This is a genomic window from Micrococcus lylae NBRC 15355 (genome assembly GCF_001570885.1).
GTDB classification, from domain to species: Bacteria; Actinomycetota; Actinomycetes; order Actinomycetales; family Micrococcaceae; genus Micrococcus; species Micrococcus lylae.
In genome coordinates, this window is the sequence record NZ_BCSN01000012.1 from 1 (window position 1) to 20,990 (window position 20,990).

Consider the following 20,990-nt stretch of genomic DNA (forward strand, 5'->3'; position numbering starts at 1 on the left):
GCGCCGCCAGCGGCGAAGCAGTCCCGCCCTGACCACGCACAGCGCATCCTCGCGGAAAGTCGATCGGCACGACACATGCCGGTGGAGAATCACGACGACGGCCCTCGCCGTTGCCTGCTCGGTCACCTGGCCTTGGGCATCAGGAAGCCCCCGTAGGGCGGCGTCGCCCTGGACCTCGCGGCCGACCGTGTTCGCGTCGTCGTAGCGCCTTGCCTCGGCATAAACGCGGCCAGGGCCGAGAGCATCAACGTCGATGACCCAGTCGTGGGACTTTCCGGTCATGGCTTTGACTAAGAGCGTTTGGTATTGCGCCGACAGAGCAGTGTTTTCCAGGAGAGATTGGCCGGGACATGAGAAAGGGTCCGCCCCTTTGCTTCGGCCAGCTCATGACGTTGCGACCAAGCCTCGTAGATCGCACGGCGCCGCCGCCGTCGCTCGGCGAACTGATCCAGCACGCAAAGCTTGAACAGCAAAAACAACAGCGTCACGAAACCGGCGTAGCGCACACCCTTCAGAACAATCACAGACACTTCGCCCCAAGAGAGGTCAATTTTGCTGTTACTTCCCATCAAGGTCGCCAAGGCAATGAAGAGCGCTGATAGACCGGTAAAAAGGTTAAGTCCCTCACTGAGAGTTGAAGAGACGGACGGTGACTCGAACTTCCACGCTACGACCCATCGCCGATGAATTGCCTGCCAATCTTGAACGTTCAAGGTTGACCAGGATCTGGAGTCACATCTTTGACACGTGACTTTTTGGACGGCTTTCAAGTCCCGGTTCCACACCCTCCAACGCTTCTTTGCTCGACGTGCGGCGAGTCTCATCCTCCACCCCAACCTGTCGTCTCTAGAAGTTATCGCGAACTGTAGCTGGTTTAGATCCAGCGATCCGCGAGGCTTTCTCCCCTTCGTACCTCACCACACCGCTGCCTTCGGCATAGTCGGCACCGCCGGAGACGTCGCCGGCCCCTTCACCCCGCACCTTCCAGTACAGGTACTCCCCGATCGCGGCGACGATCATCTTGGACGGGTCTCCGCCCCTGCCCACGATGTCTGTCATCTTCGCGAAGGCGTCCTCGTTTGCGTACACGGCGCCCATCGCCGACCGTTCCAGGTTCGGGCTTGCCAGGAACTGTTCCAGCGAGTTCGCTCCGGCCTGTCCCAGCAGCTTCTCGTCCTCCATGAGCGGCGCCACGAGGGCGGTGACCCAGGCCTCCTGCTGGGACGGGGAGGCATCCACGCCTTCGCCGGCGAAGATCTCGTTGATCTTCTCGATCACTTCCTCGAGCGGCCCGCGCTGCTTCTCGCGCACCTGCCCGCCGCCCACGGCGTTCGTCCCCCTCAGCGCGGCCCCACCGGTCAGCCCTATATCGCCAGAGGACTTCTTCTTCTGCCGGATGCTCACCAACTGAACGTCCGAAAGATCGATCAGCTCCTCCCCACCGGGCTGATCGCCCACCAGCTGCACCAGGTGCCGCAGGAACAGCGCCCGCTTGTAGTGGTCGGTGTCCCCGAACTCGTAGATCTGGGAGAGGAAGTCGTAGAGGCTGACGAAGGAACGCATGTCCTTGCGCACCAGCACGAGCTCGTTCACCCGCGTCTCGTCCTGACGCATCCGCGCATCCGCCAGCTCCTTGCGGAACCGGTATGCCACCGGCTCCAGCGCAGCCTGCAGGCCCTCCTGCCCGCTGCCGGGCGTCCACGCCACCCACACGTCGGCGAAGGCGTCCACCTCGTCCCAGTCGTATACGCCCGCGGCGTCGAGCTTCGTCCCCAGGTCGTGAATCAGGTTCGGGTCCGTCACCGTCTCCAGCTTCGCACCGGTGTAGTACGGCTCGAAGGCGGCCTGGATGTCGTCTTCGGAGTTCACGAAGTCCAGCACGTAGGTGGTGTCCTTGCCGGGCGCGGCGCGGTTCAGCCGGGACAGCGTCTGCACGGCGAGCACGCCGGAGAGCTTCTTGTCCACGTAGAGGGCGCAGAGCTTGGGCTGGTCGAAGCCGGTCTGGTACTTGTTGGCCACGATCATCACCTGGTAGCCGTCCCCGTCGAACGCCTTCGCCAGATCCCCGCTCACGGACGGATTCATGGACCGCTCGGTGACCTTCTCGAGCCCGAACTCGTCGTCGGTGACCTCGCCGGAGAAGGCCACCAGGGTGCCCACGTCCGTGTACCCCATGTCCTGGATGTACTTGTCCATCTGGCGCTTGTAGCGGACGGCGGCGGCGCGGGAGTCGGTGACCACCATGGCCTTGGCCTGCCCGTCGAGCAGCCCGGCCACGTTGGCGCGGAAGTGCTCCACGATGATCGTGACCTTCTGCGCGATGTTCGTCGGGTGCAGCTTGACCCACCGCATGAGCTTCTTGCTCGCCTCGGTCTGGTCCACCTCGGTGGTCGACTTCCCGACGGCGGCCCGGTCGCCTTCCGGACGGAACTCGCCCTGCTGTCCGGCCAGGGCCAGCTTGAAAGCGGTGTCGTAGTTGGTGAAGTTCTTCAGCACGTCGAGGATGAACTTCTCCTCGATGGCCTGCTGCATGGTGTACCGGTGGAAGGAGGCCGGGATCTCCTGGCCCTTCTCGTCGTACTCGCCGGAGGGCCGGCCGAACATCTGCAGGGTCTTGTCCTTCGGGGTGGCGGTGAAGGCGAAGAAGCTGATGTTCTCCGGGCGCCCGGTGGCGGCGACCTCGGCGGCGAGGATGGACTCGGTGTCCGCCTCTCCGCCGTCGTCAAGGTCGGCCTGCTCGGCCGGGGTGAGCACACGCTTGAGCTTGGCCGCGGCGGAGCCGGTCTGGGAGGAGTGCGCCTCGTCCGCGATCACCGCGTAGGTGCGGCCAGCGAGCGTCGAGTCGCCCTTGAGGAGCTCGAGCACGGCGGGGAAGGTCTGCAGCGTCACCACGATGATCCGGTTGCCCCGCAGCAGGGTCTGCGTGACCAGGGCGGACTTGCTGGTGGCCTCTCCCCCGAGGTTCTTGCGGTCCACGGCCACCACGGTGCCGGAGGTCCGCTCGATCTGCCGGACGGCCTCCTGGAGCTGATCGTCCAGCACGGTACGGTCAGTGACCACGATCACCGAGTCGAACACCCGCTGCTCGTCCACCCCGTAGGTGGACAGCAGCCGGTGCGCGGTCCAGGCGATGGTGTTGGTCTTGCCGGAGCCGGCGGAGTGCTCGATCAGGTAGGTCTTGCCAGCACCCTCCTCACGGACGGCGGCGAGCATCTCGGTCACGGCCTCCCACTGGTGGAAGCGCGGGAAGATCAGCGTGGACTTGCGGCGCGAGCGGCCGTGTTCGTCCTCCACGGTCTCCTTCTTGAGGAAGACGAACTTCTGCAGGATCTCCAGCCAGGTATCCCGCTGCAGGATCCGCTCCCACAGGTAGGCGGTGGCGGAGCCGTTCGGGTTCGGCGGGTTGCCTGCGCGGCCGTTGTCGCCCTGGTTGAAGGGCAGGAAGAAGGTGTCCTTCCCGGCCAGCTTGGTGGTCATCCAGACCTCGCGGTTGGAGACGGCGAAGTGGACCACGGCGCGGGTGCCGAAGCCGAACAGCGGGGAGGCCTTCGGGTTGCGATCGCGGTACTGCTTCTTGGCCTCGCCGATGGACTGGGTGGAGTCGGTCTTCAGCTCGACCGTTGCCACGGGCAGGCCGTTGACGAACAGCACCAGGTCCACGGAGTGGTTGGTCGCCGCGTTGAAGTGCACCTGACGCATCACGCGCAGCCGCATCCGCTCGTAGGAGGCGACGGCGGCCGGGTTCAGTTTCGTGGCCGGCCGCGGCTCGGCCATGCGCAGGGTGGCGGAGGTGCCGACCTTGAAGCCCTTGCGGAGCACGTTGAGCGTGCCGCCGACGCCGGTGTCCTGCGGCTTGTTCAGCACGTCGATCAGGCGGGTGGTGATCTGGTCCCGCTGTGCCTGCTGCGCAGAGGCCGGGGCATCGGCCTTCACGATGCGCCCGTAGTCCTCCGGTTGATTCTCGGCCAACCATCCGTGGACGTCCTCGGGGAAGATGGCGTTCTTGCGGTCGTAGCCGTCATCGTCGGGCGAGTAGAGCCAGCCGTGCTGCTGCAGGTACTCGCAGATGTAGGTCTCGAGCTCGCTCTCGTTGTGGATGGCCATGGGGTCCTCAGTCCTTACGTGGGGATCTCGATCTGACCGGTGACGGCGGCTGTGATCAGCGCGGCGCGACGCTCCTGGGCAAGCTCGATGAACCGCTCGGCCTTGGCGATGAGGGCATCGATCTTGGCGGTCTCGCGGTCGAGGTGGTCGGCGATTTCTCGTTGCTCATTCAATGACGGGAGCGGCACCGGTGTCCTGGCAAGAGTGCCGAGGTTCAAGCGTCGGAACGTGGCGCCTGTGATCTCGAAGTTCCAGAAATCTCGTGATGCGGCCCCCTGCAATACCCACATCAGATAGCGCCTTTCCGCCCGATCAGGGTCTAGGGCAAGCCGCACGGTGTCCTGCGTCAGATTGGCACCGTCCAGTTCTTCACTGACTTCCATCACGTGCCCATAGGCCGGACCGATCGATGCCACGAGGTCACCCGGGCGCAGAGTCGAACGCTGATACTGCGCTGCGATTTCGACCGTCGTACGTCGCAGATCTTGCAGTGCAGGCGTCCCTCCGACACGCGAGATGTCCGCGGGACCGATATATGGCACACCACCATCGTCATGCTCGCCAGCCTGCAGAATGCCGTAAGTCATTGGTCGTTCACGGACCACAAGATGGCGCAGTTGGACCTGTGGACCGACGTCCGCCAAGTGCGCACGGACTAATTCTTGGCGACGTTCCTTGAGAACCGAACGGAGGCGTTGCTGCTTCTCGATCAGGGCGTCGATCGTGGTGGTCTCGCGGTCTAAGTAGTCCGCGATGCGCCGCTGTTCCTTCATCGGTGGTTCTGGCAATGGGACTCGTTCAAAGGCCTTCGGATCGAGATCCCACTGCTGCGGGCGGACACCATCCGACAAACGCGCGAGCTCTGCTGCCAGGAGCCGCGAGCGAATCAGATAGTTCAGGTACCGCTGATCGAAACTGCGGCTGATGGGTGTGTAGATGAAGTAGGCCGGACTGACGACCCCCTCAAGCTGAGACAGCCCCAACGACCCCTGCCAAGCCTTCATCTTGTTGACCGCAAGGTCCCCGGGCTCAACCAGCTGATACGCGGTGAGGTCCGTCGGCATGAGGTTCCAGTTATCATCCGTGAATCCTCGCGGGACAACTCCGTGCTCGCGATAGACAGACAACAGCGGTTTGTCATCGAAGCCTTTCCGGCTGACGCGGCGAAAATGCGCTGAAACCGGCGAGCGGCGCCATGTTGAAGGCAGCTCCAGAGAATCCAAGATCACCGCTCGACCTCCTGCAGCAGCTCGATGATCTCGGCCGCGAGCTGCTTGAGCTCGGCGTCGATCTCCTCGAGCGGGCGCGGCGGCACGTACGTGTAGAACAGCCGGGTGAAGGGGATCTCGTAGCCGATCTTCGTCTTGGACTCATCGATCCAGGCACCGGGCACATGTGGGGCCACCTCGGCTTCGAAGTACTCGTGAATGTCACGGCCAAAGGGCACCAGCTCGGTGTCGCGCAGCGAGGTGTCCGGCTCCGGCTCACCCTTCTTGTTCGTCACCACCACGGCCTCCGGATCGTGCACGCCAATCGCCCCGGTCAGTGCCTTCACCAGCGGGGCGCCGGCGGTCACGCCGTGCTCCTTCAGCGCCTTCTTCAGGTCCAGCACGAAGGTGGGCTGGTGATCCCAGACCCGGCCACGCAGGGAGGCGAGGGCGGTCTCGAGGGCCGAGCGGCCGTCGTCGGGAAGCTTGGAGACCGGCTTGGTGGCGAGCGCCGCAGCGATGGTGGCGCCCTCCACCTCGAAGCGCAGCTGCAGGGGTCGCTCCACGGTGATCTCCCGGTAGCCGAAGTCCTGGGCGGTGAGGACCTTGGAGAACTCGGCGTTGTCCTCGGACTGGGCGTCGAAGTCACGGTAGATGTCCAGCACGCGCTGGCGGTCCGCCTTGGACAGCTCCTTGTTCTTCGAGCCCACGTTGCGGCGCAGCTTGGTGAAGAAGGTGCGGGCGTCGATCAGCTGGACCTTGCCGCGGCGGTCTGCCGGCTTGTTGTTGTCCAGCACCCACACATAGGTGGCGATGCCGGTGTTGTAGAACATGTCCGTGGGCAGGGCGACGATCGCGTCCACCAGGTCCGACTCCAACAGCCAGCGGCGGATCTCGGACGGCCCCGAGCCCGCCCCGCCCGTGAACAGCGGGGAGCCATTGAGGACGATGCCGGCCCGTCCCCCGCCCTCCGAGACCGGGCGGAGCTTCGAGGCCACGAGCTGGAGGAACAGCATCTGGCCGTCGCTGATGGCGGGGGCGCCGCCCGGAAAGCGGTTCGTGGCGCCACCGGCGGCGATCTCCTTCTCCACCGCGGAGCGGGATGCCTTCCAGTCGCCGCCGTAGGGCGGGTTGGACAGGACGTAGTCGAAGCGCTCGGTCAGGTGAGCGTCGTTCTTGAGGGTGTCTCCGCGGGCGATGCCGTCCGCGTCCTGGCCCTTGCCGAGCAGCTCGGACTTGCAGATCGCATAGGACTGGTCATTGAGCTCCTGCCCGAACAGGCGGACCTCCGCGTTCGGGTTCATGCGGCGCAGGCGCTCATCCAGCAGGGACAGCATGCCACCGGTGCCGGCCGTGGGGTCATAGACGGTGCGGACCGGGTAGCCGGTGACGACGTCGTCATCCGGGGCGGTGAGCAGGTCCACCAGGAGCTTCACCGCGTCACGCGGGGTGAAGTGTTCACCGGCGGTCTCATTGGAGGCGGCGGCGAAGCGGCGGATGAGGTCCTCGAAGAGGGTGCCCATGTCCGCGTTGGACACGGTCTCCGGGGAGAGGTCGATGGAGGCGAACTGCTGCAGGACCAGGAACAGGCGGTCGTGCTCGTCCAGCTTGGCGACGGTCTTGTCGAACTCGTAGTAAGTGAACAGGTCCGCCACGTTCTGGGAGAACCCGTCCACGTAGGCCAGCAGATTCGTGCGGAGCAGGTCCGGCTCCTGCAGGATGCGATCCAAGGTTAAGGGGCTGAGGTTGTAGAACGTCAGACCCGTGCGAGACTCCACCAGGTTCTCCAGAACGAAATCCGGATGATCCTTGGCCACCAGCTCCGCGAAGAACTGGCGGTGCGGGGCCATGACCGCCTCCAGGCGGCGCAGGATCGTCATGGGAAGGACGAGGGTGCCGTACTGGTTCGGCTTGAACACGCCACGCAGCTGATCCGCGATCCCCCACACGAAGTTCGAGAGGTTCTGGGGAGAGGGCATGGTGGCGGGCCTTTCGGAGCACGGCGGCAATCATTCAAGACACATTGTGGCACCCAGCGAGTTGAGAAGAGGCTGCGCCCTGTCCGGCCCGAGGCAGAAGAGTTGTTGACCTTTCGATACCGCTGAGCCTGGTTCATCTTCCTCGCCATGTGATCCCTACGAGGTCGGCGTACGTGGTAGGAAGCACGCGTTCGAATGCTTGCACCCAGGCGCGCCCTGCCGGAGTCATGGGCCTGGTCTGATGCCGGACAAGACTGATCTCTCGGGTTCTGACCGGGCTCAGGGGAACGAACTTCAGACCGGCGAAGTCCATCAGCGGTCTCACGAAGGCTGGCACTGGGGCCACACCCAGACCCGAGGCAACCAGTCCAGCGATTGCGGCGACATTACGCGCCTGGACCCCCAGAGGCGGTTGCACACCTGCCTCAGACAAGGCCGCATCCACAGCCCTCGCCACGCTCGAGCCGGAACTGAATCTGACCAGTGGGACGCTTGCGAGCACTCGCCATTCCACTGAAGGCTCACGGGCCAGCCGGTGTTCGGGATGGACTGCGAGAGAAAAGGCGTCCTCCGCGATGACTCGCTTGGCGATGCCGGGTGCGGTCTTGAAATCGGCCGTCACTCCCACGTCGGCTTCACCGCTAGACACCATGTCGGCGACCTTGCCGCTCAGGACGTCCTCGACTCGGAGATCTACGTCAGGATGCTGATGGTGGAACTCATGCACGACCGGTGGCAACAACGTCGCTGCCAATGACGGCAATGCGGCAATCGTGACTCGTCCACGGCGGCCCGACAGGTAGCCCTCGATGTGGCGCATGTTCGCCTCCATCTGAGCCACAGCTTCACGCGCCACGGAGACCACGGCTCGCCCATCTGGAGTAACTTCCACGCGCCGCGTAGACCGCAAGAAGAGCGGTGTCCTGAGGCGCCGTTCAGCTTCGGCGATGGTCCTGCTCAGCGCGGATTGCGAGACGCCCAGCCCAGCAGCAGCACTCGTGAAGTTCAGGTTGTCGGCCAACGCCACGATCGCTTTCAGATGGTGCACCCCGAGATTCATGCTCATACCGCATCAATCTATCCCTTAGTGATGTTGGACTTCATAAGGTGCCCTGGATCACTCTTGGGGTAACTCGAGTCAGAAGGGAGCATCCGATGCTCGCATGGAGTGGGTTTCTCACGATTGGAGTCATCCTCGCCCTCCTCCTCACCAACCGAGTAGCCGCCGTGGTGGCACTTGTAGCCGTTCCGATCGTCTTCGCACTCATCTCGGGCTACAGCCTGAGCGACATCGGAGAGTTCGTCTCGGACGGGTTGGGTGGTGTGGTCGGCGTGACGGTGATGTTCGTCTTCGCCATCACCTACTTCGGCATCATGCGTGACGCCGGAATGTTCGACCCCCTCATCAAGAGGATCGTTCGCTGGGCAGGCAACGCCCCGGTGACCATCTGTGTCGCGACGACGGTCCTGGCCATGGTGGCCCACCTTGACGGTGCAGGGGCAACCACGTTTCTCGTCACGATTCCTGCGATGATGCCATTGTTCGACCGACTGGGCTTGAGCCGCCTCACGCTTACTGTCTGCGTCGGCATGGGTGCAGGAACCATGAACCTTCTGCCGTGGGCGGGCCCGACCGCACGAGCGGCTGCGACCACCAACGTCTCGGCCAATGATCTCTGGGTCCCACTCATTCCCGCGCAGATCGCCGGAATGCTGACTGCACTCGGCATTGCCTGGTTCCTGGGACGACGAGAGCAACGCCGTCTGAGCACGGTCGGCCTCAAGAGCGGCGCTCCTCAGGCGGTAGCCACCGAGCGGTCGGAGAACTCCGCGACACCCGACAGTGACGTTTCGGACCCCCCGGTGGCCGATAATGGCTCCCCTCAGACTGCGCCCGACGAGACAGCCGGCCTGGTCCTCACCGAGGAAGAAGCGGAGCTTCGGCGGCCCAAGCTGCTCTGGTTCAACGCGCTGCTGACCGTTGCCCTCCTGGTCTGCCTCGTTGTTGGTGTTGCGCCGCCGGAGATGCTCTTCTTGGTGGCCGCGGTCATCGCTCTCATCGTGAATTACCCGGGGCTCGAGAAGCAGACCTCCCGTATCGAGGCTCACGCGACCGGCGCAATGCTCATGGCTACCACCTTGCTGGCGGCAGGCGCCTTCCTCGGAGTTCTCGAAGGATCGGGAATGATCACGGCCATGGCTGAAACCGCCGCCTCTGCAGTCCCTGCTGGCGCAGCACCATCCCTGCCGCTCATAGCCGGCATGCTCGGGGTACCCCTGAGCCTGCTCTTCGGCCCGGACGCGTACTACTTCGGCGTTCTGCCGGTCCTGAACGCTCTGGGAACTGAGTACGGTGTGTCCGCCGTTGAAATCACGCAGGCATCCCTGCTTGGCCAGGAGACCGTTGGCTTCCCGATCAGCCCACTGACCGGTTCCTTCTACCTACTGGTCGGCTTGGCCCAGGTCGACATCGGAAAGCACATCCGGGCGCTGTTCGGCTGGGCCTGGCTCCTGAGCATCATCATGCTGGTGACAGCAGTAGTGACCGGAGTCATTTCGATTGGAGTTGGCTCGTGAACAAGACAATTCGACTCGGCGCCGGCGCCGGCTTCGCAGGCGACCGTATCGACCCCGCGGCGAAACTGGCTGCCCATGCAGGGCTCGACTACCTCGTCTTCGAGGTCTTGGGCGAACGCACTATTGCGGCCGCGAACTCCCGGAAGATTTCTCACAACAGCGTCGGCTTCGACCCTCTCCTCCAACGGCGTCTCGAAGCATCGCTCAAGCCACACAAGGGTAAGAGCCCGAAGATCATCACCAACGGAGGTGCCGCCGATCCACGAAGCGCGGGCCAGGCAGCAGTGGAGACGGCCAGGAGGCTAGGCCTTGACGGCCTGCTCGTAGCCACCGTCCTTGGTGACGACGTTAGAGATGTCGTCCGCGAGATCGATCCCGTGGTGTGGGAGTCGGGAACTGTCCTGTCGAATGAAACGGCTGAGCTGGTTTCGGCCAATGCCTACATCGGCTCAGCCCCTATCGTCGAAGCTCTGGATGAGGGTGCACAGGTGGTCATCGGCGGACGAATCGCGGACCCAGCCCTGTATCTCGCGCCGATGATCCATGAGTTTGGATGGGCAACCGAGGGCGCCGAGGATCTCCTTGGCAAGGGCACCATGGTCGGACATCTGTTGGAGTGCGCCGGACAGCTGACTGGAGGCTACTTCGCCGATCCCGTCACGAAACCCGTACCAGGGCTTGCCGATCTTGGATTCCCTTTCGCCGACGTCGCCAATGATGGAGAAGCGGTTTTCTCCAAGCTGTCCGATACCGGAGGTGTCCTGAATTGCAGAACGGCGACTGAACAGCTTCTCTACGAAGTCGGGGATCCCGCCCGATACGTGACACCGGACGTGACGGCTGACTTCACCAACGTGCGCTTCAAGCAGACAGGAACTGATCAGGTTCACGCGACCGGTGCGACCGGTACCGCGCGCCCCGATGAACTCAAGGTGACGCTGGGGTTCAAGGGAGGCTGGCTTGGCGAAGGACAGATCTCCTACGCCGGGACGCGGGCGACGGAGCGAGCAAAGCTGGCATCCGAGATCGTCCTGGAGAGACTTCATGAGGTTCATGGGATCAACACGGAAGATCTCAGCGTAGAGCTGATTGGCACCGGTGCCGCCTTCCGCGATGCCTCACCGACAGTGCAATCACCCGAGGTCCGCCTGCGGATTGCCGGCCGGGTAGACGACCAAGTGTCGGCCGACGCCATCGGGTGGGAAGTAGAAGCGCTCTATACCAATGGCCCGGCAGGGGGCGGAGGAGCTCGTCGCTCCGTCAGCGACGTCCTCGCAGTTCGTTCATGCACCGTTCCCCGCAGTGCCGTCACCACGCGCGTCGAAGTTCTGGAGGCCTGATGGCAGTCATCGATGACCTTGCTGATGTCCGCACGGGAGACAAGGGAGACACCCTCATCGTCGCTGTGGTCGCCCGAGACGATGCAGCCTACCGATTACTCGAAACCCATCTCTCGGCCGAAGCCGTCGGAGAGCGGTACGCCGTAGCAGCCAACAAGACACCCACCCGCACGCTCATGCCGAATGTGAACGCAATGGTCTTCAACTTGCCTGGAGTTCTCGGGGGCGGCGTCACGGGCTCACCTGTTCTAGACGGTCACGGAAAGTGTCTGAGCTACCACCTCCTCGACCTCGAACTTCCTGCCTGAGCGCCTCATCCTCATGGAGGGGTGATTCCAGAGCCGCAGTCTTGTGCACACGGAAAGACGTCACTTCGGCGCTGACGCGCATCAGCAGCCGCATACGCGCGATGCGCAACGAGCCCCGTCGGCCCCGTCGCCACCTCACCCTGGACATTGCCGCCCAGCGCGACGCGTTCACCCCAGGCATGCGCCACGCACTGAGCGGTGAGTGCGAGGCGATCGGACAGGACGAGGAGGTGGCCGTCGTCGTGCTGCGGGAGCACCGGAAGTGACCACTTTGCGGGCGTTCCATCGACCACATGGAGGGCCTGCTCTTCACCACCGTACGGGGTGGTGGAGATGGAATCGGTGCCGAAGAGGAGCGGCGTGGCCCCGGCGAGCCCATACCCCTGCCGGAGGCCAAGCCGCGGAGGTCATGGCGCACAGTGCGGGCCGGTCATCGCTGCCGCGGTCCCTGAGTCAGCGGGTGCGCTCGTCCGGGCAATGAATCCGAGGAATTCTTCGGCTTGAGCACCTAGTGCCTCGACGATCGGCCCCGCGGGCCACATATCCGAACTTTTCTTCGGATTGCTCCGCCTGCACGTCGCTAAGGCAGTCGATCGCCGCCAGTTGCGAAGAATTCTTCGGAACTCGGTAACTTCTCTGCCACCATGGAGCCATGGCCACCACCCGCGCAGTCTCCTCCGCCGCGGCACTGACGAAGATCAGCGACCGCGTCCGCGCCATGCGCAAGGAGCTCCGGCTGACCCAGCAGCAGCTCGCAGACCTGGCTGGAGTCTCGGACGCAACCGTCCGCCAGATCGAGCGCGGCACCGGCAAGAGCACCCTGAAATCAGTGCTCTCCGTCATGGAAGTGCTCGGCCTCGAGCTCGAGGTGACCGGGTGACGACGCCTGCGCTCGAGGACCTGAAACGCGTCGCCGCCGCGGACGTCTACAAGGCCGGCGTCCCGGCGGGGACGCTCACCCGCGATGAGCAGGGAACCATCACCTTCCGCTACCTGGCGGGATACGACGGCGATCCCGTGGCCTCCACGCTGCCCATCTCTCAGGACCCCGTCACCGCTGCCGGAGGCGGTCTCCCACCGTTCTTCTCAGGGCTCCTGCCCGAAGGGCACCGCCTCACCGTCCTGCGCACGGCAGCCAAGACCTCGGCTGACGACGAGCTGACCCTGCTCCTGGCCGTCGGCACAGACGCGCCCGGCGATGTGCAGGTCATCCCTGCCGGCGACCGACTGCGCACAGAGGCTCCCCTCGCCACGGACGATCCACAGACGCTGGACTTCGCCGCCCTCGCGGGCATGCCGGACCGCAACGCCCTCCCCGGCATCCAGGCGAAGGCTTCGGCCTCCATGGTCAACGTGCCCGTACACCTTCAGGAGCACAGCGCCCTGCTGAAGCTGGATCCACCGAACCACCCCCACCTCGTGGTCAACGAGGCGCTCCATCTGCAGCATGCCGCGGCGCTCGGCATCCCTGTGTCCGAGCACACGGTGGTCTACGACAGGCACGGACTCCCAGGACTCCTCGTCCGCCGATTCGACCGCACTACGGCCCGCTCCGGTGAGACGAACCGGCTCGCGCTCGAAGACGCCGGACAAGCCCTCGGCATCTACCCGGCGCAGAAGTACAACGTCACCACGGAAGAGGTCATCTCTGCCCTGGCCGACCTCACTCCCCATCGGCCCGTGGCCGTGCGCAACCTGTACCTGCAGTTCCTCTACGCATGGCTGACGGGCAACGGCGACCTCCACGCGAAGAACGTCTCGGTGTTGCAGTCCTTGGACGGCCGATGGGGCATCGCCCCGATGTACGACGTGCCCTGCACAGCCCTCTACGAAGACATGACCATGGCCCTGTCCGTGGACGGGCGCACGAACAACCTGCGTCTGCGCCACTGGGACGGTCTCGCCGCGAGCATCGGCCTACCCCCGCGTGCTGCCCGTTCCGCCATGACGGTGGCGATGGCAGCAACGGCGAAAGTGGACCTGTCTGTCTTGCCGTTCACTGGTTCGCCGTTGACAGGCGCCCAGCGGGAGCTGCGCCACCGCCGCTACGAGCTGGATGGCTGACCGATCTCCTCGACCGACCACGCGGCCAGGACCTCACTCGACGCAGCCCCGCCAGTGACCCCACTCCAGAGTGAGACGGCCTCGAGGTCACTTGAACATCTTGAAAACGTCGCCGAGGCCGACCGTGGTGCGCCGGTAGACGGCGTTGTAGGCGGCGCGCTTCGGATCGCGCAGCCAGCCCATCCCCTTGCGGCCGTAGCCGGGGATGACCTTGCGCTTGATCGCTCGCTTGGCGCGGCCCGTGGTGCGGGCGGAGATGGACTTCCTCGGGGAGGGCTTGCGGATACCGATCTTCATGGTGCGAGCGTAGCCGGTGGGGTGGACCCGATGGGGACTTCCCATTGACCTTCCCACTCATACTGCCGCCCACAACGACGCCGGCCGTAGCAGAAGAAATCCCAGCAGTGCGCCCAGCCCATCGTGGTCGGCTGGGAAAGGCGACACACAACAAGGTCCCACGACCCGTCAAGGGCCGTGGGACCCTGCGCCCGAAGATCCTCGTCGGTCAGACCCGAGCGAAGTTCGGAGGAAGCGGCACACGACTCAGAGTTGACCACCGCCGTGCTTGGATGATGTACCGGTACAGGAACGCCGCAGCATCACGGCGAAGGCAGAGGTCATCCGGCTTGAAGTAGATCGGGGTAGCCCCTCCGGGGACTGGCTCCCCCGGATACCCGTTCACGATCCGGTCAGACCCCATGCTCGCCCAGTTGGTGGCGTCTGCCAAATACGAGTCATCGTCAACGTCCGCGAAGCCGGAGCCGGAGAAACCGTACCCCGACTGTCGGTTCGTTCGGACGACCTTCTTCTCAGTGTTGTACAGAGCCCAGAGGGTGTGCATCCGGGTCAGCGGCCGCAGCGGATACAGCGCGTTCTCCCCGGTGAGCGGGTAGAAGAACAGTCCCATGTTCCAGCTCCACACTACTTCCTTGTAGTGGGGCTGGCTGGAGGTCATGTCCTTGAACTTCGCCAGGGACAGGTCGACGTCCGGCTGGCCGACCGCACGGTAGAGGAACGCAGCCCACGCGTCCACTTTGATCGGCTCAGCGGGACGGAAGGTGTTGTCCGGCCAGCCCTTGATGATCCCGGCGTTCTTCAGGGCGGTGATCTCCTTGTAGAACGGCGTCCCCGGCCTCACATCCGCAAAGTCCCCCGCAGCGGACGCCGACGGCGCCAGAGCGGCGGCTCCCACTGCCGCAGCTGCCGTCGCGGCCGCGCTTCCCACAAGGGCCTGACGTCGGTTGATCTGATTGCTCACGGTCCCCTCCTGTCAAAGGTCGATGGTCTTGCTCACTCAGCATATTCCTCATGAGTTTTGCTTCGGAAGACAAGGAAATCTGCCCGGCCCAGATCTGACGTCCGACCTTCAGTGAATACCTGAGCGCCCCCGTCACCTCGCAGACCGAGCCCACCCGGCTCAGCCCTCCGGGTTCAGGTCCGCCTCCCCCACCCAGGGCTCGGCGAAGCCGTCGTAGGTGCCGTCCTCGAGGGCCACCATGAGCCACTGGTCCACGTAGTGCTTGAAGACGTCATCGCCCTGGGGAAGCATGTACCCCTGCACCGAGTAGTCGAAGGGCTCGTCCGGGTTCACGGCACACAGCTCGTCGTACTCGTGGTCTGTGTAGAGGACCTCCGCACGGTCGGTGGTCATCACGTCGGCCTCGCCGGCGGCCAGGGCGTCGAAGATCGTCAGGTTGTCATGCGTGATGAGCTCGCCGTCCGGGTAGTGCTCCCGCGCGAACTCCTCATTCGTGCCGCCCTCCGGGAAGATCGAACGGACGCCCGGCTGATTGATGTCCTCGATACTCCGGTACTTGTCCACGTCCTCGCAGCGGGCGATCGGCGTCTTCCCGTCCTCGAGGGTCTTCTCGGAGAAGTAGACCTGCTCGGCACGCTCCGGGTTCATGGAGATCCCGCCGACGGCAACATCGCAGTCGGAGAGGAAGTCGTCCATGAGCTCGCCCCAGGTGGTCTTCACCATCACCGGCTCCACCTCGAGGGTCGCCGCCAGGTCCTTGGCCATGTCCACGTCGATGCCCTTCCACTCCTCGTCCTCGGACATCTCGGTGAACGGCGGATAGTCGCCGGTCGAGCAGATGCGGAGCTCGCCGGCCTGCTTCACGGCGGTCAGCCGGGACTCCGGCGCCTCGGGGGCGGCGGTGACGGTCTGCGTCGGGGTGGGCGTGGAGACCTCGGCTGTGTGCACGCTGTCCGAGGTCTGCGGCACGCTCCCGGAATCCGTGCAGGCGGCGACAAGCAGGGCGAAGGAGGCGGCAAGGGCCGTGGCCGGGACGGCGCGGTGGGGGCGGGCGCGCATGAACAGCCCCTCTCGGTCAGGTGCAAAGTGAGTGACGTGAGTCACTCTACTCCTGCCGAGCACTCTCTGAACACCAGCGGCCCGCATGGCGAGACGCCGGTGCGGCGGCGGCCGGGTCAGCCTCGCATCCAGCGCAGCGCCGTGGTGGCGAGCCAGATGCTGATGAGGGCGCACACGGCAGTCATTCCCACGCCGAGGGCCACGTCGCTGACGTCTCCGGCGCTCAGGTCCTCGATCACCTGCCCGACTCCGGCGGCGGTCATCGCCGTGATGAACAACGCGACGAGCATCATGACCGCCCCACCGATCTTCTTCGCCACCCGCACGCCCTCGCTCGTACGGTCCTGGCGCTGCGGAACCGGGACCTGACCCCGCTGCTGAGGAGCCGCCCCGTTGCCGGGCGGCATGGAAGCCCGGGCCTGCTGCGGCGGTGCGGGCTGCTCCCAGGGACGCGGGCCGTCATCGTTGAAGCGGGAACGGCGCAGCGCCGACGGTGTGAAGGCGGAGCTCCCGCGGTCCTGCCCTGTGGGCGCCTCCGCCTCGGCCGGCGCCTCCACCTCGACCACCTGCCCGCCCTCAGCAGCCCCCGACCCGGCCGGCGCCTCCGCCACGACTGCCGCACCGGCCGGCGTCCCCACCTGCCCGCCCTGCGGCCACAGCTCGCCGAGCCGCTGCACGCCCTGCTCCTTCGCGATCGCCACGAGCACCTCCGCGCACGCCCGGGCGTCCTGCTCGGCGTCGTGGTGGTTCTCCAGCGTCACGCCGTAGGCCTCGGCGAGCACCGGCAGCGTGTGCTGGCGGGAGTCCGGGCGCAGGCGGCGGGACAGCTCCAGCAGGTCCAGCCACTCCATGGGCTGGGCGGTGCGGCCGGCCTCGGCGCAGGCCGCCTCGTAGGCGCCGCGGTCGAAGGCGGCGTTGTGCGCCACCAGCGGCAGCTGGGACCCGAGCACCTCGAGCTGGCCGGCCACCTCGTTCCAGGCCGGGGCGTCCTTCACGTCCTCGGCGCAGATGCCGTGGATGCCGCGGTTCAGGGCAGAGAACGAGTCCAGGCCGGTCGGCGGCTGTACCAGGATCTTCTCGGTGGCCACCACCTCGCCGGCGCGGACCAGCGCGATGCCCACCGCGCACACAGAGGCCCGCTGCGTGTTGGCGGTCTCCACATCCACGGCCACGAAGTCCAGGCCGCTGAAGCTGCTCACGTCTGCTGTCTCCTTGCGATCCGGCGCCCTTGCCGGTTAGGCGTCTTCCCTTCCCCCGATTCTAGGGAGCCGCCTCCGCATCCTCAGGCCCATCCTCCCCACCAGCCTTCGAGGTCCGGCGCCTCGCCCACGGGCGCCCAGCCGAGCCGCTGCACTGGAAGCGTCAGCGTCGTCGCCGTCCCGCCCCGCGCTTCCCGACGGCGGCCCCGCACCCCCGTCAGCCGCCCCACCTCGCGGACGGGGCCGGCTCCGTCCGGCTCGCCACCGGCGGTGAGCACCAGGGTCTCCACGCCGGCCCGTTCGAGGCGCAGGAGCAGCTCGCTCGCCGCGGCCGGGTCCGGGCGCCGCCCGGGCTCCGCCGGGCACAGGGGCTCGTGCACGAGCACGTCCCAGTCCGGGGCCTCCTCCAGTGCCGGCTCGGCAGGCGCCCCGCCCTCCGGCGACGCCACGCGCGCCACCCGCGGATCCTCCAGGCAGCCGCGGGCCGCGGCGCCGAGACCGCTCGCGTCCACGGCCGCCTGCGCCGCAGGGAACAGCTGCAGAGCGGCGTCCACACTGAGCACCACGGCGGCCTCGTCCGCCGTCGTCGCCGCTCCCGCCGGCCTGCCACCGGCTCCGCCCGCCCCGGCACCGTCCACCCCGGCACCGCCAGCGGCCATCCGGACCCCCACACGCCGCGGCCCGTCCAGACCCAGCGCCCACCCGCGGGCGGTCGGCGCGGCGATCTTCCCCGCCAGCGTCAGGGCCTCGGCGTTCTTCACGCGCCGGGCCCGCACCGGATCCTCCCGGCCGCCGAAGTCCTCCCCCGGCTGCCAGGCGACCGCCTCACGCACGTGGCGCAGCCGCGCCCCGCAGCGCCACAGCCGCGACGCAAGCTCCCAGTCCTCACCGCCGTAGCCCACGAAGGACGGGTCGAAGCCCCCGGCCTCCTCGTAGATCTGACGGGCCACCGTCAGCACGGCGGAGATGACGAACCGGTACGAGGTCGCATCGGCCCGCCGCAGGTCCTTCGTCTGCGCGTAGCCGTCGATCAGCCAGGCCGGCTCCTCCAGCTCGGCTCCGGCCGGCAGACCCGCCCCGGGGGCCCAGCCGGCCTCCACCGCCCGCGGATCCACGTGCCGCCGCCGTCCGACCACCACCGACTCCGGATCCTTCAGCGGCAGCGCACAGGCGGCCTCGAGGTAGCCGGGTTCGGGGAGCATGTCCCCGTCGAGGAAGGCCAGCACCCGCCCCGCAGCGGCCCGCGCGCCCAGGGCCCGGGCCGCAGACGCCCGGAACCCGAGGTCGGCCTGCCGCACCACCCGCACACCGAACGGCAGCCCGTCCGGGATCCGCGGCGGCCGCGAGGAGCCGTCGTCCGCGACGACCAGCTCGAACCGCTGCGCCGGCATCGTCTGCCGCGCCAGCGCGGCCAGCAGCCGGTCCAGTCCGTCCTGATCCTCGTAGTAGGGCACGACGACGGACACCTCAGTCATCCCGTCCGCCTCCCTCCACCGGGGCCGGCACAGGCCGGCGGCACTCGAGCGCCCGGGACCAGACCTCCGCGAGCGCCCGCACGGTGTCCTCGGGCGTGGGCGCCAGGGAGACGTCAGGCGCCAGCCTGGTCAGCGACGGGTCGGCCACCGCGGCGGCGAGCGCCCGGGTCAGGGCGGCGAGCACAGCATCCTCGCCCGCCAGCTGAACCGCACGGTCGCCCGCCGGCTGAGCCGCACGGTCCCCGGCCTCGGGACCGGCACCGCCTGCCGGGCCCTCGTCGCCCTCCCCGGGCCGGGCCACGTGCAGGGTGCCGGGGCGCAGGGCGTCCATCTCCTCCACGTAGGCGCCCGCCGGGACGATGCACCGGCGGCCGTGGCCCATCCACGTCGCCAAGGAGCCGGAGGCGGACACGTTCCGGTGCGCCGCGAACGGCACCGCGGCCGCCGCAAGCGCGGCGGGCAGCTGCTCGTCCGGGACGAAGCCGGTCACCCTGAAGGCGACCCCCCTGTCCGCGGCGGCCCGCTCCAGCTCGGCGACGAGGTCGTCGTGCCCGGCCGCCACCGGCCCGAGCGCGGTCACGCGGTCCGGGAACCCCTCCAGGGACACGCCCCGCGCCACGGCCTCACCGCGCACGGCGGCCAGGGCGGCAATCGCCTCGGCATGGCCCTTGCCGGGGTACAGGTGGCCCAGCACCACCACGTCCCGGCCCAGCCCCTCGATCTCGGGTTCCCCGTCCTCCCCACCGACGTCGCCCCGCGCGTCCGGCACGGGCAGCGGGACCACGGCGATCGGCGCCGGCTCCCCCGTGCCCCGGTCGTACGTCCCGTCGTCCCCGGTCGCCGGGTCGCGGGTTCCCCCACACGCTTCCCCGCCGAGGCCCTCGGCGTCCGCGCAGGCGGCACGCAGGAACCCTGCCTCGTGCTCGCTGGCCACCACCACGGCGGCGAAGGACCGCGCCAGCTCGGCGTAGGCCGCCGCCCGGGCCGCATAGCGCGCGGCGCCCTCGGCAGGCTGGGGCACATCGTGCAGTGCGATCGTCGCAGACGCGGGCAGCACCTGCCGCAGCACGGCGGCCGCCTCGGCAGGACCGTCCCCGAACAGCGCGTCGGTGACGTCCACATGGACAGCCCCGCCCGCCGCCGCGGCCGCCCCCAGCCGCTGCCCCGCCGCACGGAACGCGTCCGCATCCGGGCAGCGCACCAGCTCCACGTCCCAGGTGCCGGCCAACGTCTGCTGGGCGCGTGCCGCGGTCTGCAGGGCGTGACGGGTCACCCCGTGCTCGGCCGGCCCGACCGCCACCAGGTGCACCCGGCGTGCTCGGCCGGTCACGGCAGCATCCTCAGCAGCCGGATGCGGGCGGCGAAGCGTTCCATGCCGGCGGCCACGCAGGCGGGGTTGGACAGGTACCAGTCCAGATGCGTCTGCCGCACCACCGCGTCCAGAACTGTCTCCCCGCCGATGGTCCACTCCGGCCGCGGTTCGCAGTCCAGCCCGAGAGCCTCGACCACCTGTTCCTCCACCGGTGTGCGGATCCCGCCCAGCAGGGTGCGACCGTCCGCCGGAAGGGCCGCCTCCGGGCACAGTCCGGTCCGCCGCCCGATCTCCTCGGCCACCCGCTGCGCCGCCGCCAGCAGCAGCGGGTTGTCCGGGTGGTTCACGGCATGGAAGCCCACGCCCCGCTCGGCGGCCACCAGGTCCGAGACCGGCAGCAGTCCCCTGACCTTCTCGCGGTGCGCGAGCAGACCCACGGATTCCTCGGCCGCCTCCTGCAGTGAGGCGGGATCCACGGGAAGGCGGGTGCCGGCGCCGCAGGCGGCCACGGCACGCACGGCGACCTCCGCACCGGTGAGGCGGCCGTGTGCCTCCACCAGGGTCCGCAGGTCGTGATACGGCACCAGTGGCGGATCCTCGCCGGGACGCTCGGCGGCGCCGGGGGCGGCCTTCCAGTGCCGCAGCGTGGTCTGCCACGGGAAGCGCGAGGTGCAGTAGAGCACCGGCACGCGCACCAGCTCGGCGCCCTCCGGCAACAGCGCGGCCAGCTGGCCCGTCCCCACCGGCATGCCGCGGTAGTCGTCCGGGATCGGCTGGGAGACCAGCACCCGGGCCCGGGCCACCAGACGGTGCAGCAGCGGGACCTCGTCCGCGGTCAGCTCGAACGCCGGCGGGACACGGACGGAGGCCAGCTCGCCGTCGGCCAGCGCGGTGCCCGGCTCCTCCCCGAGCAGCAGCCGGAAGGACTCCCCCTGGCAGTTGCCCCACACCAGCAGCAGCGGCTGCTCGGGCAGGGGCGTGAGCCCGTAGAAGTGCCCATAGTGGCGGCGGCGTCCCTCCACTTCAGGGTCGAGTGAAGGCGACTGGGCTGTGGTCACGGCACCTCCCGGAGTGGTGGAATGGCGGGCGCGCTCCGACCGGGGGCGC

General features: G+C 67.3%; 18 protein-coding genes and 1 pseudogene. 6 read left to right on the plus strand and 13 right to left on the minus strand.

Annotation, left to right across the window (positions count from 1 at the left end):
• The 6 genes and pseudogenes from MLY01S_RS03910 to MLY01S_RS12015 all read right to left on the minus strand — a co-directional run.
• A pseudogene (locus MLY01S_RS03910) lies at positions 1-282 on the minus strand (hypothetical protein); the annotation flags it as partial.
• Between the two features lie 8 nt (positions 283-290).
• The gene (locus tag MLY01S_RS12350) at positions 291-569 is read right to left on the minus strand and encodes a hypothetical protein (RefSeq protein ID WP_135103309.1); all 279 of its coding nucleotides are present in this window, start codon (positions 567-569) and stop codon (positions 291-293) included.
• Between the two features lie 277 nt (positions 570-846).
• Positions 847-4,104: a type I restriction endonuclease subunit R gene (locus MLY01S_RS03915; RefSeq protein WP_245232141.1), complete on the minus strand. Its 3,258-nt coding sequence runs from the start codon at positions 4,102-4,104 to the stop codon at positions 847-849.
• A 14-nt stretch (positions 4,105-4,118) separates the two neighbouring features.
• Positions 4,119-5,333 carry a restriction endonuclease subunit S gene (locus MLY01S_RS03920; protein ID WP_135103310.1) on the minus strand — a complete coding sequence of 405 codons (1,215 nt, stop codon included), beginning with the start codon at positions 5,331-5,333 and terminating at the stop codon, positions 4,119-4,121.
• On the minus strand, positions 5,330-7,291 hold the full coding sequence (locus tag MLY01S_RS03925) for a type I restriction-modification system subunit M (RefSeq protein ID WP_067189511.1): 1,962 nt from the start codon (positions 7,289-7,291) through the stop codon (positions 5,330-5,332). The genes MLY01S_RS03920 and MLY01S_RS03925 overlap by 4 nt, the downstream gene beginning before the upstream one ends.
• Positions 7,292-7,424: 133 nt before the next feature.
• Entirely contained in the window at positions 7,425-8,357 is a 933-nt protein-coding gene (locus tag MLY01S_RS12015; protein ID WP_082739647.1) for a LysR family transcriptional regulator, read from the minus strand.
• A gap of 89 nt (positions 8,358-8,446) precedes the next feature.
• On the opposite strand from MLY01S_RS12015, the gene MLY01S_RS03935 reads away from it, so the two are divergent.
• The 6 genes from MLY01S_RS03935 (at position 8,447) to MLY01S_RS03950 (ending at position 13,580) form a co-directional block, all read left to right on the plus strand.
• A complete protein-coding gene (locus tag MLY01S_RS03935) occupies positions 8,447-9,868 on the plus strand; it encodes a CitMHS family transporter (protein WP_067189515.1) in 1,422 nt (473 codons plus the stop codon).
• The gene (locus MLY01S_RS12020) at positions 9,865-11,208 is read left to right on the plus strand and encodes an acyclic terpene utilization AtuA family protein (protein WP_218000444.1); all 1,344 of its coding nucleotides are present in this window, start codon (positions 9,865-9,867) and stop codon (positions 11,206-11,208) included. The genes MLY01S_RS03935 and MLY01S_RS12020 overlap by 4 nt, the downstream gene beginning before the upstream one ends.
• Positions 11,208-11,516, plus strand: coding sequence for an AtuA-related protein (locus MLY01S_RS12025; protein ID WP_082739649.1), 309 nt, complete (start codon positions 11,208-11,210; stop codon positions 11,514-11,516). The genes MLY01S_RS12020 and MLY01S_RS12025 overlap by 1 nt, the downstream gene beginning before the upstream one ends.
• A gap of 101 nt (positions 11,517-11,617) precedes the next feature.
• Positions 11,618-11,782 (plus strand): hypothetical protein, encoded by a 165-nt coding sequence (locus MLY01S_RS12355; protein WP_157531270.1) that lies wholly within the window; start codon positions 11,618-11,620, stop codon positions 11,780-11,782.
• A 386-nt stretch (positions 11,783-12,168) separates the two neighbouring features.
• Positions 12,169-12,396 carry a helix-turn-helix domain-containing protein gene (locus MLY01S_RS03945; protein ID WP_067189518.1) on the plus strand — a complete coding sequence of 76 codons (228 nt, stop codon included), beginning with the start codon at positions 12,169-12,171 and terminating at the stop codon, positions 12,394-12,396.
• Complete coding sequence (locus MLY01S_RS03950) at positions 12,393-13,580, plus strand: type II toxin-antitoxin system HipA family toxin (protein ID WP_067189522.1); 1,188 nt, start codon at positions 12,393-12,395, stop codon at positions 13,578-13,580. The genes MLY01S_RS03945 and MLY01S_RS03950 overlap by 4 nt, the downstream gene beginning before the upstream one ends.
• A gap of 87 nt (positions 13,581-13,667) precedes the next feature.
• On the opposite strand, the gene MLY01S_RS03955 is transcribed toward MLY01S_RS03950, so the two are convergent.
• From MLY01S_RS03955 to MLY01S_RS12360, 7 genes are all read right to left on the minus strand, one after another.
• On the minus strand, positions 13,668-13,877 hold the full coding sequence (locus MLY01S_RS03955) for a hypothetical protein (RefSeq protein ID WP_067189584.1): 210 nt from the start codon (positions 13,875-13,877) through the stop codon (positions 13,668-13,670).
• Between the two features lie 208 nt (positions 13,878-14,085).
• Positions 14,086-14,838: an S-layer homology domain-containing protein gene (locus tag MLY01S_RS03960; protein ID WP_067189524.1), complete on the minus strand. Its 753-nt coding sequence runs from the start codon at positions 14,836-14,838 to the stop codon at positions 14,086-14,088.
• A 159-nt stretch (positions 14,839-14,997) separates the two neighbouring features.
• On the minus strand, positions 14,998-15,897 hold the full coding sequence (locus tag MLY01S_RS03965) for a transporter substrate-binding domain-containing protein (RefSeq protein ID WP_082739652.1): 900 nt from the start codon (positions 15,895-15,897) through the stop codon (positions 14,998-15,000).
• A 116-nt stretch (positions 15,898-16,013) separates the two neighbouring features.
• Positions 16,014-17,096 carry a 3'-5' exonuclease gene (locus MLY01S_RS03970; RefSeq protein WP_067189526.1) on the minus strand — a complete coding sequence of 361 codons (1,083 nt, stop codon included), beginning with the start codon at positions 17,094-17,096 and terminating at the stop codon, positions 16,014-16,016.
• 83 nt (positions 17,097-17,179) lie between these two features.
• Entirely contained in the window at positions 17,180-18,571 is a 1,392-nt protein-coding gene (locus tag MLY01S_RS03975; protein ID WP_067189528.1) for a glycosyltransferase, read from the minus strand.
• The gene (locus MLY01S_RS03980) at positions 18,564-19,901 is read right to left on the minus strand and encodes a hypothetical protein (protein ID WP_067189530.1); all 1,338 of its coding nucleotides are present in this window, start codon (positions 19,899-19,901) and stop codon (positions 18,564-18,566) included. Before MLY01S_RS03980 ends, MLY01S_RS03975 begins: the two co-directional genes overlap by 8 nt.
• Positions 19,898-20,941, minus strand: coding sequence for a WcbI family polysaccharide biosynthesis putative acetyltransferase (locus tag MLY01S_RS12360; RefSeq protein ID WP_067189533.1), 1,044 nt, complete (start codon positions 20,939-20,941; stop codon positions 19,898-19,900). The genes MLY01S_RS03980 and MLY01S_RS12360 overlap by 4 nt, the downstream gene beginning before the upstream one ends.
• Positions 20,942-20,990 lie beyond the last annotated feature (49 nt).